The organism is Williamsia herbipolensis (genome assembly GCF_000964005.1).
Classification (GTDB): domain Bacteria; phylum Actinomycetota; class Actinomycetes; order Mycobacteriales; family Mycobacteriaceae; genus Williamsia_A; species Williamsia_A herbipolensis.
Window position 1 is genome coordinate 110,916 of record NZ_JXYP01000020.1, and the last position, 16,112, is coordinate 127,027.

Below are 16,112 nucleotides of genomic sequence, written 5' to 3' on the forward strand. Positions count from 1 at the left end.
GTCGCCCGAAAGGACTTCCATGCCCCTCACCGCACCCATCCGCGTCTTCCAGGTCGCCACCGGCAACGTCGGTTCGGAGATGATCAAGCGCATCGGCGCCCACCGCGATCTCGAACTCATCGGCGTGCACTGCTACTCACCGGAGAAGGTCGGCAGCGACGTCGGTGAGCTCGCCGGTGGCGACGCCATAGGGGTGATCGCCACCGGATCGGTGGACGAGATGATCGCCGCAGCGCCCGATGTCGTCACCTTTCACGGCGTCTTCCCCGACGAGGACCTCTACGTGCAGGTCCTCGAAGCGGGCATCGACATCGTCACCACCGCCGACTTCATCACCGGCCACCATCGCAACGCCCACCACCGACACCGCTCGGGCCGACCCATCACCGAGGTCATCGACGACGCCTGCCGCAAGGGCGGTTCCACCTTCTACGGCACCGGGATGAACCCCGGCCTCGCGCAGATCCTCGGGATCGTGCACACCGCCGACGTCGCCGAGATCGAGAACATCACCGTCACCGAATCGGTCGACGTGTCGTGTCATCACTCCGTCGAGACATGGAAAGAGGTCGGATACGGCCGCCCAGTCGACGATCCGACCATCCCGGATTCGCTCTACAAGTACACCGCCGTCTTCGAGGACAGCGTGCGGTTGATGGCCGACGCGTTCGACCTCGAACTCGACGAGGTGGCGTTCTCTTACGAGCTCGGCGCCTGCACCAAGGATGTCGACCTCGGCTGGTACCAGATGCCGAAGGGATCACTGGGGGCGAACTACATCAAATACCAGGGCATGGTCGCCGGAGTGCCCCGCGTCGAGACACATCTGGAATGGCAGATGACACCACACACCGATCCCGCGTGGGACATCCAGGGCTGCTACATCACCCACATCAAGGGCGACCCGAACATTTACAGCAAACACATGATCTTCCCGAAACCCGGCGTACGTCTTGATGATCCCAGCGACTTCGCGGCGATCGGCATGACCGTCACGGGTCTGCCCGCTCTCAACGCGATCCGTTCCGTCGTCGCCGCCCCACCGGGCATAGTCACCAGCGCCGATCTGCCTCTACGCGCCTTCGCCGGTCGGTTCACTGTCTGACGCGTCGCCGATCGGTACGGCGGATCAGCCGGCCCGGACGCGCAGGATGCGGTCGCCGCCGCCACCGTTGTCGGTGGTCACCAACAGTGATCCGTCGCGGTCGACCTTCAGGCCCCGCAGGCGTCCATAGGTGCCGCGGAGGCCGTCGGTGGTGCGAACCGTCTCGCGACCGTTCTCCGAGAGCGTGACGAACACCAGCCGCTTTCCCTGCTGGGTCGAGATCACCACTGCGCCACCGAGGTCGCCCCATCCCTCGGCGGGGAGGAACTCCATCGCCGGCGTCGCGAGGGTCGGTGCACCGGAACTCCAGACCGCGCCGATGGCACCCGGCACCCGCTGCGGGTCGGTCATGGGCACAGACTCGTCGTAGATGAACGGAGCGCGGTCGGGTCGATACCCGTAGTTGCCACCCGGCTGCAGGAGATTCAGTTCGTCATCGCGGGACGTGCCCTGCTCGATCGAGTAGACCCGCCCGGTTCCGGGTTGTATCGCCACCCCCTGGACGTTGCGGTGGCCGAGTGAGTAGATCGGCGTCCCCGGGAGGGTTCCGCCCGCGGGAGCACCGCCGGTCGTGATGTGGAGAACTTTGCCGCCCAACACCGTTGGGCTCTGGGGGTACGACGGCACCGCGTTGTCACCGGTGCCCACCCACAGTGTGCCGTCGGGCGCCGCGGTCAGTCCGCAGCCCGCGTGACGACCGCCGGAGTTGACCGGGATGTTCGACAGCACCGTGCGTGTTCGGGCCAACGACGACCAGTCGTCGGCGACGCGCCACGCGACCACGTTGATGACCTGTCCGGTGTTCGGGAAGGGAAGGGGCAGATTGCCGGCCGAGCCGGTGCCGATCCCCGATCCCGAGGTCTTCTCCGCCTGGCAGGAGTACAGCGTGCGGTTGGCCGCGAAACCACGGTCGAGCGCCAGTCCCATGAGCCCGGCCTCGTTGGTGACGAACAACTGCGACTGATCTGCGCGGACGGTCTGCGCCGCCCCTCCGGGGCGCACGGCGACGAACCGACCGCTCCGCTCGCCGGAGATCAGCGTTCCGTCGGGAGCGACCTCGACGTCCCACGGTTTGTCGAGACCGCTCGCCACCGTGGTCACCGACAGCGGGGGAGCCGCTTGCGCCAATGGCGCAGCGAGCAGGGTCGCACAGAGCCCACCCACCGTTGCGAGCGCGACAGACAGGGTGCGGAGGGCCAAACGTTGCCGGGTCACTTCAGAATCGTAACGTTGTTCTTTACTTTATTGCAGGGGTCTGAATCGGGCATCTGTGCTGTTCCGGCACCTCACCGGTGTTGGTTCTCTTTGCCGCTTTCACCAGGTCCCACCGATCTGACCAGGAACAATCGCGCGAAGCGCACAGTGGGGAGATGAACCCGTTCAGTTCGGTCCAGCAGCGCGTGGGCGAGATGATCTTCGAACGCGTCGCCGGCGAGGAAGGTCCGGCTCGACGCGACCGGATACATCTGTCGATCGGGCCGCGCCGTTACGGTCCCGACTCGGCCATCTATCGCGTGCACAGCGACGCGTCGATGTTCATCGGTGGGATGCGGGCCCTGCTGCTGCAGTCGCTGCACCCGCTCGCGATGGCTGCGGTCGATCAGCACTCGGGATACCGCGGTGACCCGTGGGGGAGACTCCAGCGCACCAGCACCTTTCTCGCCGAGACCACCTTCGGCACCATCGACGACGCCGACCGCGCGATCCGGATCGTCCGCGCGGTACACAACGCATCACAGGGACAGCGCCGGATGGCCGCCCGTACGCCGCGTAGGACCCGCACCTCATCCGGTGGGTCCACGTCGCCGAGATCGACAGCTTCCTCCGCGCGCACGATCGCTATGGCGCTGAACCGCTCGATGCGAGTGGTCGCGACGAGTACGTGCGTCAGACCGCTTTCGTGGCACGGGGTCTCGGCGCGGTCGACGTCCCCGAGACGACTGCTGAGTTCGACGACGTGCTGGCGGCCTACCGGTCGGAGCTCCGGGGCACGGCCGCCGCTCGCCGGACTGCGCGGTTCATCCTCCTGAACCCACCCATCCCGCTGCCCGTACGTCCCGCCTACGGGGTGCTGTCGTCGGTGGCGGTGTCGATGATGCCGTGGTGGACCCGGTTCCCGCTGCGCCTGCCGTACCTGCCTGTCACCGAGGCGACAGCGGTGCGGGGGAGTGGCATCGCGATGACATCGGCCATCCGTTGGGCCCTGGGACCCGGCCCCACCCGTGGGGAAGCCCCGGAAACGATTGAATCCCCGTCCTAGGCTGAGACGATCTGCCGATGCCCGACCCAGACGTGGTGGTCCTCGAACCCAGAGCGCCCTATGGCCCCACCGTGCTGCGCGTGGGCGGCGACCTCGTGTACGAGATCTACGTTGCCAGCGGGAACGCCGACCGGGTCGAACGTCTTGTCATCTCCGAACGCCATGCGCACGTCCTGAGCACCGACGTCGAGCGCTACTGGTTCCTGTTCACCGCGCTGCACCACCCCTATCAGTTGATGCGATGTTCGAGGATCTCGTAGCGCTCTTCGGTTGTGTCGCTGTCGTTGTCGATCTTGAGGAAGGCGCGGAGCTGCTTCGTTATGACCGTTCTGTTTCGCCCGCGGGTGAGTTCAGTCAACAGATCGGTGATGGTCGGGCATGCCAACCGGGTCAACCCGCTCATTCCACCGATCATCGTGAGCAGTTGCGCCGCCGCGCGTCCTGGTGTGCTCGGCCTGATCGTTTGGCCATGGTCTTGGGCCAGTGCAGTGAGCACTTCCAGCCCCGTGGGGTGAAAGAGGCGCAGCACGCTATCGCTAGATGATGTCTGCGTGTTGTAGCCCTCAAAGTATCCCCGGCCCGGGTAGGAGCTGCGGCGCAGAGTTCGGCTAGGGGGAAGGACGTCGTCTTTGACGATTGCGGTCACGGTGGACCACCGGCGGGCGTAGTCGAGTGCGGCCGCGCCGAGCGCTTCGTGGTCGGTGGGTGCAAACCTCAGTCTTTCACCAGCGTTTCGCTGATTACTGATTCTGTTGTGTGGCTGCTGGTTTGGTGATGTGGGCATGCGGAGGTTGCCGGCTGGCTGTGTCGGTGGGCGGGTCTTCGGGTCCTTGGGTCGGTGGCGGTCGGGTTGTTTGTGCTGGTCAGGGTGGTGTGAGCGTGGTGACGTCGGTCCACGCGGAGATGATGTCGGCGGTCCAGGGCCAGGTGTCGGGGAGGCGCATGAGGCGTTTTCTCGCGGTGTGGACGAGGTGGGCTGGGGTGTGTAGTAGCCGGTATCGCAGGGCTTTGGGGGCGCACGAGCGGAGTTGGGGTAGCTGGTGCAGGGCGAGGAGCCGGAGCCAGGCGACGAGCCCGACACTGGCGACGTCGTTGAGTCGTACCGTCATCGCGTGGAGCAGGTCATCGCGACCGGCCAACACCGGCGGTAGGTGACCTGCACCTGGGGTGTACACCGACGACTCCATACCTCGAGACTACAGCTAGACGCGGCTATACTGCTGTCGATGTCTAGCCGTATCTAGTTGGGGACCTTCTCGCGGCGACTGAAGGCCCCCGGTCATTGTCCCGGCGCTGAGGTGTTCGGCAGAATGGTTTTACCGTTGAACGGAGAGGACACCCAGGAGTAGCGGCATGACCAGCCACGACAACGACCTCTACACCGCGATCGCAGCGCAGGTCACCGAGTATGCACACCTCGACGTCGGTGACGACGTCATCGACACGATGCTCACCGCATTGACCACCGGGCTCGTCGACGCCATCGAGACCGCCCAGTTCGCGACTATCACCCTCGTCGAGAACGGCGAGGTGGTGTCGATCGCAGTGACCGACCCCATCGCAGCCCGTATCGACGAACTGCAGGCAAAACACGACGTCGGGCCGTGCCTGATGTCAGCGTGGGAACAACAGCGCGTCGTCATCGACGACTACAGCACCGAAACCCGCTGGCCGTTGTTCACCGACGATGTGATTGCGCAAACCCCGGTCCGGTCATCGGTGTCGTTTCAGCTCTACCGCGAAGAATCGTCGATGGGCGCGCTCAACATTCACGCCGACCATCCCCACGCCTTTGACGCTACCGCGATCGCCCTGGGCAGCACCTTCGCCACCCAGGCCGCATCAGCGCTGCACGCCGACGCCCGACAGACCCAGTTCGACCAAGCTCTGGCCTCCCGAGACATCATCGGACAGGCCAAAGGAATGCTGATGCAGGAGTACAACATCGACGCGACCGCCGCGTTCGAGATGCTGCGCAGGATCTCTCAGGACACCAACACCAAACTCGCGGTCCTCGCCCACCGGGTTATCGCCAGCGCTCAACGCCCCGAACGCTGACATGCTCCGCGCCACATTCCCGGCCCCGAGGTAACGCTCCTACCCGCACACCCCGATAACCCAGGCAGGTGCCTGCTGTGTGTCGAGCACACGGACTCGGCAGGCCCCGCCACCGTCGCTACCCGGATTAGTGTTGGCGGTGGTCTCGCATTGACAGGCTCACGCTGACCTGTGCCGGCCCCTCGAACGTTCTCTGGTGGCCTACAGTCGCTGTCGGGTGGCGGCTCTCCACCGCCGCACAATCCTGTCGATGACGTGCTGCAGCCGGCGCGGCCGATGCGACGCGGTGTCGTCGCGCCCGTGAATGGAGGGCTGGGAGTAGGCGTAGGGCGGCGGGTAGCCAGGCGGTTGCTCAAGTCCCGTCGGCTGCTGAAAGCTGTAGGGGTGCTGGAACGGGCCATGGCCCGGCAGCGGTTTGGGGCCCGTCCAATTCGGTTGTTCTGAGCGTGGCCCGCGAGGCAGCGGTGTGTCCATGTGCAGCTCCCAGATGCTGACGCGACTTTGCCGCAAGCGGCGACTCGGTGGCGATGACGGTTGTGGGGACCGTGTGACGACGGTTCTGGGCACGGTCGGCAGTGCAGTTGGCGGATCTGAGCCCGCCGGGTGGCGTGAGGCGGCTTGGGTGCTGAGCGCCTAGTGCGCAGGCTTACCGCGTGCGGCTCAACCGGATGCCGGTAGACCAGCCGTCTACACGCAGGGTCGCCGACGGGCGGCCCGTCCGGCTGGTGGGGTTCAACCGGGCGGGCCTGGCCCAAGCGGGTGCCGCGGCACTCTGCTGAGTTGCATCGTCAGTACCCGTTTACACACCGGCTCAAACAGATAGGGGACGCAATCTCACGGCGGCGACGGCGTACCCGCGTCACCGCCGAGAGTCAATGCTCAGTCGCGGAAGCGATACCGGTCAGCTGGAGGGGTCCACGGCATCCTTGATTTTGCCGACGACGCCTTTCTCGGTACCGAATGCGGCCGATGTGGGTTCGCCCATCGCGCCGTCGTAGGTCGCGTAGAGCTTGGGATCTGGCGGCGGGCCGGCTTGGATGTTGCCGAGTGGTTCGGGGTTGGCGAGGAAGCCGTTCTGATGGATGCCGTCGGGTGCGGTCCCGTGCGCCCATCGACCTTTGTCGGCGTCGGCGCCGTCGGACAGGTGCCACAGGCTGGTGGCGTGCTCGGCGAACTCTTCGTCGAACAGGTCGTTGGGGACGATGGTGTCCTCGATGCCGTCGGCCTTGAGTTCTTCGATTGCCGCGAGCCAGAGGTTCTGGTGGTAGGTGTCGCGCGCGAGGTTGAATCGCAACATCGCCTTCACGCCCGGGTCGTCGGTCATGTGGAACAAGCGGGCAGTCTGCAGGCGGCCCTGCGACTCCAGCGAGACGTTGGATCGAAAGTCTGCCAACAGGTTTCCGCTCGCGACGATGTTGCTGCCGCTCCAGGGGACGCCGTTGCTGTTCGCAAGCATCGCGCCGCCACCGGACACGATGGCCTGTTGGGGGTCCATTCCGCCCATGACTGCCGCGACAACCGGGTCACCCAGTGCGTTCTTGGTCGACTCGGTGGCCGGAGCGCCCTCGAGCAATCGCGCGACCATCGTCGCGATCATCTCGACGTGACCGATCTCCTCGGTGGCCACGTCCATGATCAGGTCTTTGTACTTGCCCTTCATGCGGCAGTTCCAGCCCTGAAAGAGGTACTGCATGGTCACGGTCATCTCGCCGAACGTGCCGCCGATGAGCTCCTGGAGCTTGCGGGCGTAGATGGGGTCAGGGTTCTCGGGTGCGATGTCGAACTGCATGTGATCGGTGTGACGAAACATGGGTGCCTGCTCTCACTGAAGATGGAAGGTCCGCGCAAAACCCCGCCACGGGGCGGGTGCGCTTGCCCGGCTGGGTGTTTGAGAACTCCTGGACGTCGACCCGACGAATCGAGTGGGTGCGTCGGAGTTGAGCACCGATGACCGCGCATAGAAGCGAGGTCCGACCAGGAATGAGGGTGATCACGGCGAGGGTGCTTTACCGCGGCGGTGGAATCGACTCACCACCCATGCCCACAGTAACGCGCGATCGGCAGGATGCGAAGGTCTGACCGAACATCATTCGGAAACAATCGATTTGAGACAAAGAAGGAGCCCACGTTCGAGCGCGGCCACCAGCAGGCGGTGGCCTCCTCGCTCCGCGAACCCGCGCAGCCCGACACTGGTCCGGTCCCGTCCTCATCGGTGTCGCTTCTTCGCTCACCGTCGGGTTGTCGGATGTGAGCGGAGGGCGTGTTCGACGATGGCCCGGTTAGCGCCTCCGGCGAACTCGTGGACGCGATGCGAAGGGGCGGTGCCCATAGCCCACGTGTCAGAGCTGATGTCTTGCCAATCGACGAGAAGTCCGCTGGCGTCGAAGGCGAGTCGACCACAGTTCGGGTGCTCGATCGATGTGCGGGTGATCCGTTCGATGACGTCCGCCATGGCGATACCCATGGTTGCGTGGCTGGGTAGTTCGATATGCGGTTCGAGCCAGTCGGGCTCTGACGGGGCTTCATCGAACTGGTTGTTCATAAAACTCACCACCTGGGTGTGGCTTTCGATCGTGGGTCGCTCCTCAGTGGCACCCGGCGTTAACACCGATGCACCCAGAGATACTTCTGCGCACGGTCTTTCACCTGCGTAACCGTCTCATCGTTCAGTGTCACGTGTGGGTGGCCTTCGAGGTGTTCGAGGACTGTCGTAAACAGGTGGTCGGCGGTGATGCCGAAGGCCTCGTCGATGTCGGCAACACTTACTGGTTCGTCGAGACTGGACACGGCGTATGCGAGCAACTTCTCAGGCGCAGCCTCCTGGTGCTCGGTGTCATCGGGCCGCTGGACTGAACGACCAGCGGTTCGCGGCGACCATTCGCTCGCGACAGGCGGACATGCGGCCGTGCCGTCACAGTCTAAGTCCGCCTCAGTCAGCTGCTCGACACGGTCGGCGACATCGCAGGCGTGCAGTGGGTTGGCCATCGGATCGGTCATGGCATCCTCCGCAGGGTGTGCTCGGGTGCTTGCCCGCGGCTGCGAGAGGCTGCACGTGTGCGGGCTTGTCCATTTCATGGTGGTGGCTGCGGCGGGTGTGTTGCAAGGGGTCGACAATATGTTTCGCCGCCGGGCATCGTTGGTTTCGACCCGCTACCTGACATAATATAAATTATCGGCACCCAACCAATGTGAATTGCACTACATGCAAGGAGTCGCGCCTTGGCGTGATGGCAACGTCGGCGCAGTTGGCACACTTGGACCTCTCGTTCTATTCAACGGCACCCCGTGTCATCTATTGACCCTCACTGCAGCTCGACGTAGATTTCAATCACTTAATGAACGATTTCATTCTTAGGTGACGGGATGTTGATGGTCCGCGCCGGGCCACCCCTCGTCCGTCGACAACCTGCCAAAGCGTCACAGTGACGAATTGCAGTGTGCCGCTGGGACATTGCGCATTATCGGTTCGACTCCCCGGTCACGCCGTCTCCAACATGCGCACAGATTGCTGCCGGAACTCCGGCGGATACTGACGTGGCATAGCTCCATCCTCCTATAAGGATCGGAACTAAACCTGGGGTACTTCAGTACGAGAGAGCGACGATCCATCCCCAGCCAGCGCGCGTCGACGGGAACCCACGCCGCAGCTCGCGCCGCCGCATCCGTCCCGATTCTGTGAGTCACGAGAAATCACCTCGCCGTTTTCGAGAAACCGCGGTCGATTTATCAACAACAGATGGCGGAGCACCGTACTTATTGCGGGGCAACCGATTCTGCGGCTGATGCTTGCACTCATCATCGACCATTCCGAAATACTCTTCTTCTTCGGCGAGAATATATAGAGAGCACCATCGGCGTCGGCTGATTTACAAATCGCGCACCCAACAGAACCGTTTCTCGATCCGGACCAGCTGCGCTGGCAGACGCGAGCAAGCCTGAGTGCGCCATCAAGGGTGTTGGCGGTGCTCATATGCGGGGGTTGATGCGACCAGTTCTCACCGGGAGTCGTGACGTCGCCGACGGCGACAAATGCCATCCGATCCGGTCAGCCCACTGTCGTCGACGGGAACGCGACACCGGTGAGATGTTCCGAGACGTCCCACACGCGGCGGGCGTCGTCGGGTGAGCGCAAGCGTGAGTACAACCGCTGCGTCGCGGGTGCACCACCGAGATGGCCGAGCCCCTGGGGCCCGTACAGGGTGCCATTCGCCGCATCGGGCACCGTGGCTGCGAGCAGCGCCGGCAATGCTGCGGTCTCGGCGTTACCGACGACAAGGCCTCGGGCCGACAGCCAACGGATGAGTCTCACGGAGCGTGTGTCGTCAGCGCGTCCGACTTCCGGCCGCGCCGCCAGCAGGCTCGTGGGTGCGACGCCCGGATGCGCGAGGACACTGGTCACCGACCACCCGTATCGCTCGCTACGCCGGCCGAGTTCGACCGCGAACAGTCCCAACGCGATCTTCGACTGGCTGTAGGCGCCCATCCCGTCGTAGCCCCCCTCCCAGGCGAGATCGTCCCAGTTGATCGACCCGCGGTTCGCGGCGACGCTGATCTGCGACACCACCCTCGCCCGTCCCTCCGTCAACAGCGGCAGAAGGCCGGCCACGAGAGCGAAGTGTCCGAGGTGGTTCGTGCCGAACTGCACCTCGGCGCCATCGACGGTAAGTTGGCGATCAGGCGGTGTCATGAGGCCGGCGTTGTTGACGAGTAGATGGACCGGCCGGCCTTGCTGCCGCAGCTCGGCCGCGAAAGTGGCGACGGACTCGAGCGACGAGACGTCCAGATCCCGCAGGTATACGCTGGCGTCCGGTGCAGCGGCGCGGATCGTGTCGAGGGCGGCGTCACCCTTCGCCCTGTTGCGGACGGGGAGGACCACCTCGGCTCCCGCACGTGCCAGCCGGATGGCGATGCGCAGTCCGATACCGTCGCTGCCCCCTGTCACGACGGCTCGTCGCCCGTCCTGCTCGGGGATGTTGATGTCGATCTCTCGCGCCATGTCGTCTCCTTCGATGCGTTCCGTCCCCACCACCGTGGCCGCGCTGTCGGCGCGCATCCAGGACTTGTCGATCCACCTCACCGGGCACGGGCTCTGGGGGTGGATCGTCAGACCGTGGCTCGTACACCCCCGGGGGCACTACAACAGAGGAATGCACACCAGAGGAGTCGGTCCGTGATCAACCGCAGCGACCTCGCCGAGTTCCTGCGGCGGCGTCGGGACTCACTGCAGCCGGAAGACGTGGGCCTCCCGCGTGGACTTCGTCGGCGTACCGAAGGTCTCCGACGCGAGGAGGTGGCGACCCTCTGCCACATGTCGACGGACTACTACGCTCGACTCGAGCGCGGTACCGGACCGTCCCCGTCGGAACAGATGATCGCGGCTATCGCCCAGGGCCTCCGGCTGTCACTGGTCGAACGCGACCATCTGTTCCGTCTGGCCGGTCACCGACCGCCGGTCCACGTCGCATCTGGCGATCACATAGCCCCGGCACTACTCCGCGTCCTCGACAGACTGGACGACACACCCGCCGAGATCGTCACCGAGCTCGGAGAGACGCTGCGTCAGAGTCCACTCGGCGTCGCTCTCACCGGTGTCTCCACCGAATTCACCGGTTCCGCAAGGAGTCTCGGCTACCGCTGGTTCACTGATCCGGCCACGCGTGCCCGCTATGCCGACAGTGAACACGAATTCCTCTCCCGAATGTTCGCCTCGGGTTTGCGAGAGAACGTGACGCTGCGCGGACGCCCGTCTCGGGGCGCCGCTCTCGCCGATGCACTCCTCGCCGAGAGCGCAGAGTTCCGCCGGGTGTGGGCCGCGCATGAGGTGGGCATCCGGCCCCGCGAGGTGAAGCACCTCGTTCACCCCGAACTGGGTCCGCTCGAATTGTCGTGCCAAACACTGGTCGACCCCGTGCAGTCACATTTTCTTCTCATCTACACCGCGACCCCGGGTTCACGGTCACACGAGATGTTGCAGATGCTGGCCGCATCCGCCCAGGCGCGGTGATCGCCGGTGACGGTCGCTGGACCGGCACCGTTCACCGACCGCCGTAACGTGAGGTGATGAGTGACGCGCAGTGGCTTTCGCCCCGTCGGACAACGCCGTTCTGGAGATCCAGACCGGGGTGGCCGGCAAGGCCGCCAAGATGGGCCATCGGCTCACCATCGTGGTGACACGCTGGCGCGCGGTCGTCGACTGGGCCGGCAAGGAACCGGCGTCGCTGGAACTCACGGCCGCCGTCGACTCGATCGACGTCGTCGACGGCCAGGGCGGCCTCACCCCGCTACTGGGGCCCGAGAAAATGGTCGCACGACTCAACGCGCTGAAGCCCTTCGATGCGAAACGATTCCCCCACATCGCTTTTCGCGCAGACGACATCACCGCCACCGACGACGGCTTCCGCCTCGACGGAACGCTCGAGATCCACGGCGAGAGTCGGGATCACCGCGTACATCTCCGGGTGAAGGACGAGGAACGCGCGTGGCGACTGTCCGCGGAATCCCAGGTGCGACAGTCCGACTTCGGCATCAAACCCTACTCGCAGATGTTGGGCGCGATGAAGGTGGTCGACGAGGTGTCGATCGCTTTCTCGGCGACACGCTCGAAGACGTCGTGAGAGCGTGAACCCGCTCAGTTCCGGTGGCCGACCACCGGGTTCAGGTCGGAGGCCGCGAGACCGCCGGGCTCGACACCCGGCAGGAACTCTCGCCAGGTCCCACTGATGAGGGTCGGCGAATCGACCACCCGCGCACCGTCGGCGAAGTAGGTGGTGGCCAATGCCCGCCTCGGCTGCGTGGTCAGGTTGGGCCCGGCGGTGTGGAAGCACAGCGCGGAGTGGAACGACACGTCGCCGACGGCGAACGGGCCGGACTCCACCGAGACGTCACGCTCGACGAAGCGCCGACTGACGGCCTCGTCGTAGGACGTGCCGACCTTGTCGAACTCGAGGTCGGACACCTCCCCCAGCACCTCGCGGCCACGAGCGAACGACAGCGGTCCCATGCGACCGGGGATGGCCGACATCGGCATCCAGGCGGTGACCGCCTGGGTGGTCTGCAGCGGGAAGTGCTCCGCGTCGTGATGCCACGGTGTCCGGCCGCATCCGGGCTCCTTCGACAACGCATTGTCGTGGTAGAGCCGCACGCCCGGCTCATCGAGGAGGGCCGCCGCCAGACCGCCGATCCGAGGCGACAACGCGACGGCGCGCATCAGGTCGTCGTGCAGCCACATCTGCTCCAGTGCGGTGAACCGACCGGCGACGTCGTCGCCGTGCTCGTCACGCAACAGCTCCTCGAGGCGCTCGGCGAGTCGTCGGACCACCGCGGGCGACAGCACGGCGGGAAGACGCACGAAGGCCTCGCGCGCAAACGACGCGATCGCGGCCGGGTCGAGGTCATAGGGCTCGGACAACTCGTGCTGGACCTGCTCGTCGGTCGCCGCCTCGACGTCCGGCAGACCGGGGCCGTCGACCAGTTCGGTCGGTACGTTCTCGTTCGCGGCAAGGGTGACGTACCAGTCCCACCAGTCCTGATCGTTCCCCGCCCAGTCCTGCTCGATGCCGCCGTCCCGGTTCTGCTCGGGAAGACGCTGGTTCACGGTCGACTTGTTCAGAGCCACAGCAGGGCCGCCTCGTGGGAGAAGGTGTAGGAACCGGACGCGTCGCGACAGGAGGCCAGGTAGTCGCCCAGCACGGGCGCCGCTTCCATCTCCTCCAGGGACACCGTGTCGTCGAACGCACAGCGCTGCAAGAAGCCCTGCGCCACTGCACGATCCGATGTTCCGGTGGTGTAGGTGACGCGCTGGTCGCGCACTTCGGCGCCGGCGCGTACGAGAGCGTCGCGTACCTGCTCGGCCGTCGTGTACGGCGTCGCCTCGCGCACTCCGGCCCGGAACGCGTCGTAGAAGGCGAGGTAGTGCGATGCGGCGGTGGCCTGCGCGATCAGACCGAGACCGCCGGGCGCGAGGGCTGCGACGAACCGCTCCGCGGCGGCGTCCAATTCCGCCGGCGGCAGTGCGTAGAGCGCATGGGTGGCCCACACGACGTCGTAGCCGGAGTACTCGTCGGGGAGATCCTGCAGGGTCATCACCAGGTCGTGGCGGGCGGCGAACGGCGGCCCGAGAACGCTGCGGGCCTCGGCGACCGAGAACTCCGATGGGTCGAGGAGGTCGTAGGACATCTCGGGCAGCGACGACAGATCCGTGTACTTCCGCAGGGCCGTCGGGAACTTGCCGCTGCCGCAGGCCACGTCGAGCAGCGACCAGCCGTCGTGCGCACGCTCCCCGAGCAGACCGGTCCAGTCCGCGGCCAGCGCCAGTTGTCTGTAGTCCTCCGTGGCGAGGGCGTAGAACGCCTCCATGCCCGTCCGTCCGGCTTCGCTCCAGTGCTCGAGGCTGCGTTCGGCTGTGTCCCTGTTGCTCACGACAATTCTCGTCCCGTCATCGGCAGCCACATTCGGCCCCCTGATCGAGACAACGTGGTTGACTCGATCTGGTGACGAGCCTAGTACCGACTCCGTCGACCGAGGTCGCTGCCGCGCTTCTCGACGACCTGCGCGACGCACGTCGGGGTGCTGCGGCCCTGCCGGCTCTGCAACCCGACTCCTACGCACGCGACCATGCCGCGTTCGAGCGCCGCTCCGACCAGCGCGGTCTCATCGCCGACCATCTCGCCGGACGGCTGGCCGGCCTCGGTGACGGGCCCCTGTCGGTGCTCTCGGTCGGGTGTGGGGACGGCACGCTGGACGTCCGGCTCGCCGAGGGAGTGGTGCGCGCTGTGCCCGGCCGACCGGTGCGCTACGTCGGCATCGAGCCGTGGTCCGGGAGCGCGGGGTTGTTCACCGCGGAGATGGCCGCCCTGGGCTTCCGCGAACTCAGCGCCGAGGTGCACGTCACGTCGTTCGCCGACGCAGTGGTCGACGAAGCCTTCGACGCCGTGGTGTTCGTGCACTCGATCTACTACGTCGCCGACCTCGAGCAGACCCTGCGTAAAGCCCTCGCGCTGGTGCGACCGGGCGGACAACTCTGGGTGCTCAATGCCCCGCGTGCCGCGCTCAACGCACTTGTCGACGTTTTGGCCCCACCGCTGGACGATCATCGCCAATGGTTCAGTTCCGATGTCTCCGAGGCCTTCCGCGCCACCGGCATCGTCCTCGACGAGGTCTCCACGCTCGACGCGCTGGTCGATCTCGCCCCGGCCGGCGACGACGTCCTCGACTTCGCCGTGCAGGCCCGACTGACCCCCGAGCTGCGCAGGCCGGTGCGTGCGTACCTCGACGCCGTCTCGGTGCCCAGCGCGGACGGAGAACCGCACGTGCCCCATCCGGTCGATGTCTTCGTCGCCACCCGGCACTGACGGGGAAACGCCCTCTCGGCCGCCCGATGGTGGTCGGGCTCAGTTGTTCACCAGAAGATGACATCGTTCGCTCATGACGTCCTTGCGCCTCTGGCTGATTGCAGCCGCAATTTCTGCCCTGACAGCCATTCTCGGATTCACACAGGGCGACACCACATCGGGCGGGCTGTCGACACTGATGGCGATCGCTTTCGTCGGAGCCTGGTGGACTGACCGTCGACGACGTACCAGGCTGGATCGATAGCAGGACACCGGCCGAATCCGGCTCTTCATGATCGTTTCTTCGTGAGACGCTGTAACAACCTCTCGGTACGCAGCGATACCAGGATGTGAGTGTGTCGCCACCGGTGGCATCTCGCGAAGGCGCACCCGAGACATCGGCGAAGGAGAACCCATGTCAGACCACCTCCCCCGACGCCGAATCATCGCCGGTGACTCAGCACGACAGTGTCGCCGTTCTGAAAGCTTGAGGAGACAACATGATCCGCATCAGTCGAACCATCGCCGCCGCCGCGGCCGCCGGCGCGACCCCCGTCGCCGCCGGGGTGGAGCAATTCACTCTCGCCAACCCGGGTAACGGCAACCCGGGTCAACAGGTCAACGCGCGCATCGACCACAACCGCAAGACGATCACCGTCATCCAGCGGTTCATCATCGAGCGCTCGCAGCTCACCGCCGCATGGGTGAACCTGCGGACCGGCGCATCGGGTGTCACCGGACTGCCCAAATCGGTGCCCTCCCCCGACCCGTTGAGCTACCCCGACCGTGCCGCAGTGTTGCCCACGGGTGGTGGACCGGTCGTCTTCGTCGTCTACGGCCCCACCCCGTCGCAGACCGGGCTCATCCCGCGCCTCGACTACATCTTCCCGGTGGGTCGGCTCGCCCAGGTCTGACCGCACCGGCAAGACCTGTGCGCCTCGGCCCGGTGTGTGCGATGGTCGGGAATCGCCCGCACGATCTGGGAGGCACGATGAGCGACATCGCCGGAATCGACCCGCACAGCGCACCGAGCGGCACGGGCTGCGTCGACTGCGAGGCACAGAACGGCTGGTGGTTCCACCTGCGCAGGTGCGCCCAGTGCGGCCACATCGGATGCTGCGACGATTCGCTGGAGGCTCACGCCACCGAGCACGCGACCACCTCGGGCCACTCGATCGTGCGGAGTTTCGAGCCGGGTGAGGCCTGGTTCTACGACTACGGGACAGGCGCGATGTTCGAGGGTCCCGTGCTCGCACCGCCCGATCATCATCCGGAAAGCCAGACCGCACCGGGACCGCGCGCCCGCGTGCCGTCGAACTGGCAAAAGATCCTGACCGACCACCGGGGCTGACATCGCGAT

At 65.7% G+C, this 16,112-nt stretch carries 18 protein-coding genes and 1 pseudogene; 10 read left to right on the plus strand and 9 right to left on the minus strand.

Annotated elements, in window-relative coordinates; all coding sequences use genetic code 11:
* Positions 1–19: 19 nt before the first annotated feature.
* Entirely contained in the window at positions 20–1,105 is a 1,086-nt protein-coding gene (locus TU34_RS10645) for an NAD(P)H-dependent amine dehydrogenase family protein (protein WP_045822847.1), read from the plus strand.
* A gap of 24 nt (positions 1,106–1,129) precedes the next feature.
* On the opposite strand, the gene TU34_RS10650 is transcribed toward TU34_RS10645, so the two are convergent.
* Positions 1,130–2,320: a PQQ-dependent sugar dehydrogenase gene (locus TU34_RS10650; RefSeq protein WP_052688860.1), complete on the minus strand. Its 1,191-nt coding sequence runs from the start codon at positions 2,318–2,320 to the stop codon at positions 1,130–1,132.
* Positions 2,321–2,652: 332 nt separating this feature from the next.
* On the opposite strand from TU34_RS10650, the pseudogene TU34_RS24565 reads away from it, so the two are divergent.
* The 3 genes and pseudogenes from TU34_RS24565 to TU34_RS10660 form a co-directional block, all read left to right on the plus strand.
* Positions 2,653–2,793, plus strand: a pseudogene (locus TU34_RS24565) (oxygenase MpaB family protein); the annotation flags it as partial.
* A gap of 122 nt (positions 2,794–2,915) precedes the next feature.
* Positions 2,916–3,365, plus strand: a complete 450-nt coding sequence (locus TU34_RS24570) for an oxygenase MpaB family protein (RefSeq protein WP_338062997.1) — start codon at positions 2,916–2,918, stop codon at positions 3,363–3,365.
* Positions 3,366–3,382: 17 nt separating this feature from the next.
* Positions 3,383–3,625 (plus strand): hypothetical protein, encoded by a 243-nt coding sequence (locus tag TU34_RS10660; RefSeq protein ID WP_052688861.1) that lies wholly within the window; start codon positions 3,383–3,385, stop codon positions 3,623–3,625.
* On the opposite strand, the gene TU34_RS23560 is transcribed toward TU34_RS10660, so the two are convergent.
* Both TU34_RS23560 and TU34_RS10665 read right to left on the minus strand, forming a co-directional pair.
* Positions 3,595–4,011 (minus strand): hypothetical protein, encoded by a 417-nt coding sequence (locus TU34_RS23560; RefSeq protein ID WP_150116484.1) that lies wholly within the window; start codon positions 4,009–4,011, stop codon positions 3,595–3,597. The two genes, TU34_RS10660 and TU34_RS23560, sit on opposite strands and share 31 nt — an antisense overlap.
* A 217-nt stretch (positions 4,012–4,228) precedes the next feature.
* Positions 4,229–4,552: a transposase gene (locus TU34_RS10665; protein WP_052688862.1), complete on the minus strand. Its 324-nt coding sequence runs from the start codon at positions 4,550–4,552 to the stop codon at positions 4,229–4,231.
* A gap of 259 nt (positions 4,553–4,811) precedes the next feature.
* Between TU34_RS10665 and TU34_RS10670 the strand changes: the two genes are divergently transcribed.
* Positions 4,812–5,423 carry a GAF and ANTAR domain-containing protein gene (locus TU34_RS10670; protein WP_275041751.1) on the plus strand — a complete coding sequence of 204 codons (612 nt, stop codon included), beginning with the start codon at positions 4,812–4,814 and terminating at the stop codon, positions 5,421–5,423.
* A gap of 901 nt (positions 5,424–6,324) precedes the next feature.
* Here the strand turns inward: TU34_RS10670 and TU34_RS10675 are convergent.
* The 4 genes from TU34_RS10675 to TU34_RS10690 form a co-directional block, all read right to left on the minus strand.
* Positions 6,325–7,233 carry a manganese catalase gene (locus TU34_RS10675; RefSeq protein WP_045822848.1) on the minus strand — a complete coding sequence of 303 codons (909 nt, stop codon included), beginning with the start codon at positions 7,231–7,233 and terminating at the stop codon, positions 6,325–6,327.
* 417 nt (positions 7,234–7,650) lie between these two features.
* A complete protein-coding gene (locus TU34_RS10680) occupies positions 7,651–7,965 on the minus strand; it encodes a hypothetical protein (protein WP_045822849.1) in 315 nt (104 codons plus the stop codon).
* A 59-nt stretch (positions 7,966–8,024) separates the two neighbouring features.
* Positions 8,025–8,420 (minus strand): hypothetical protein, encoded by a 396-nt coding sequence (locus TU34_RS23565; protein WP_150116485.1) that lies wholly within the window; start codon positions 8,418–8,420, stop codon positions 8,025–8,027.
* A gap of 1,048 nt (positions 8,421–9,468) precedes the next feature.
* Complete coding sequence (locus TU34_RS10690) at positions 9,469–10,419, minus strand: SDR family oxidoreductase (RefSeq protein WP_045822970.1); 951 nt, start codon at positions 10,417–10,419, stop codon at positions 9,469–9,471.
* Positions 10,420–10,593: 174 nt separating this feature from the next.
* On the opposite strand from TU34_RS10690, the gene TU34_RS10695 reads away from it, so the two are divergent.
* Together TU34_RS10695 and TU34_RS10700 are read left to right on the plus strand one after the other, a co-directional pair.
* Entirely contained in the window at positions 10,594–11,427 is an 834-nt protein-coding gene (locus TU34_RS10695; protein WP_045822851.1) for a helix-turn-helix transcriptional regulator, read from the plus strand.
* 70 nt (positions 11,428–11,497) lie between these two features.
* The gene (locus tag TU34_RS10700; RefSeq protein ID WP_045822852.1) at positions 11,498–12,037 is read left to right on the plus strand and encodes a YceI family protein; all 540 of its coding nucleotides are present in this window, start codon (positions 11,498–11,500) and stop codon (positions 12,035–12,037) included.
* Between the two features lie 14 nt (positions 12,038–12,051).
* On the opposite strand, the gene TU34_RS10705 is transcribed toward TU34_RS10700, so the two are convergent.
* Both TU34_RS10705 and TU34_RS10710 read right to left on the minus strand, forming a co-directional pair.
* Positions 12,052–13,038: a phytanoyl-CoA dioxygenase family protein gene (locus TU34_RS10705; protein ID WP_052688864.1), complete on the minus strand. Its 987-nt coding sequence runs from the start codon at positions 13,036–13,038 to the stop codon at positions 12,052–12,054.
* On the minus strand, positions 13,029–13,841 hold the full coding sequence (locus TU34_RS10710; protein WP_150116486.1) for a class I SAM-dependent methyltransferase: 813 nt from the start codon (positions 13,839–13,841) through the stop codon (positions 13,029–13,031). Before TU34_RS10710 ends, TU34_RS10705 begins: the two co-directional genes overlap by 10 nt.
* A gap of 71 nt (positions 13,842–13,912) precedes the next feature.
* Here TU34_RS10710 and TU34_RS10715 point away from each other — a divergent pair, with 71 nt between their 5' ends.
* The 3 genes from TU34_RS10715 (at position 13,913) to TU34_RS10725 (ending at position 16,103) form a co-directional block, all read left to right on the plus strand.
* Positions 13,913–14,773: a class I SAM-dependent methyltransferase gene (locus TU34_RS10715; RefSeq protein WP_045822854.1), complete on the plus strand. Its 861-nt coding sequence runs from the start codon at positions 13,913–13,915 to the stop codon at positions 14,771–14,773.
* Positions 14,774–15,252: 479 nt separating this feature from the next.
* Positions 15,253–15,666, plus strand: coding sequence for a hypothetical protein (locus TU34_RS10720; RefSeq protein WP_052688865.1), 414 nt, complete (start codon positions 15,253–15,255; stop codon positions 15,664–15,666).
* 77 nt (positions 15,667–15,743) lie between these two features.
* Positions 15,744–16,103, plus strand: coding sequence for a UBP-type zinc finger domain-containing protein (locus TU34_RS10725; RefSeq protein ID WP_045822972.1), 360 nt, complete (start codon positions 15,744–15,746; stop codon positions 16,101–16,103).
* Positions 16,104–16,112 lie beyond the last annotated feature (9 nt).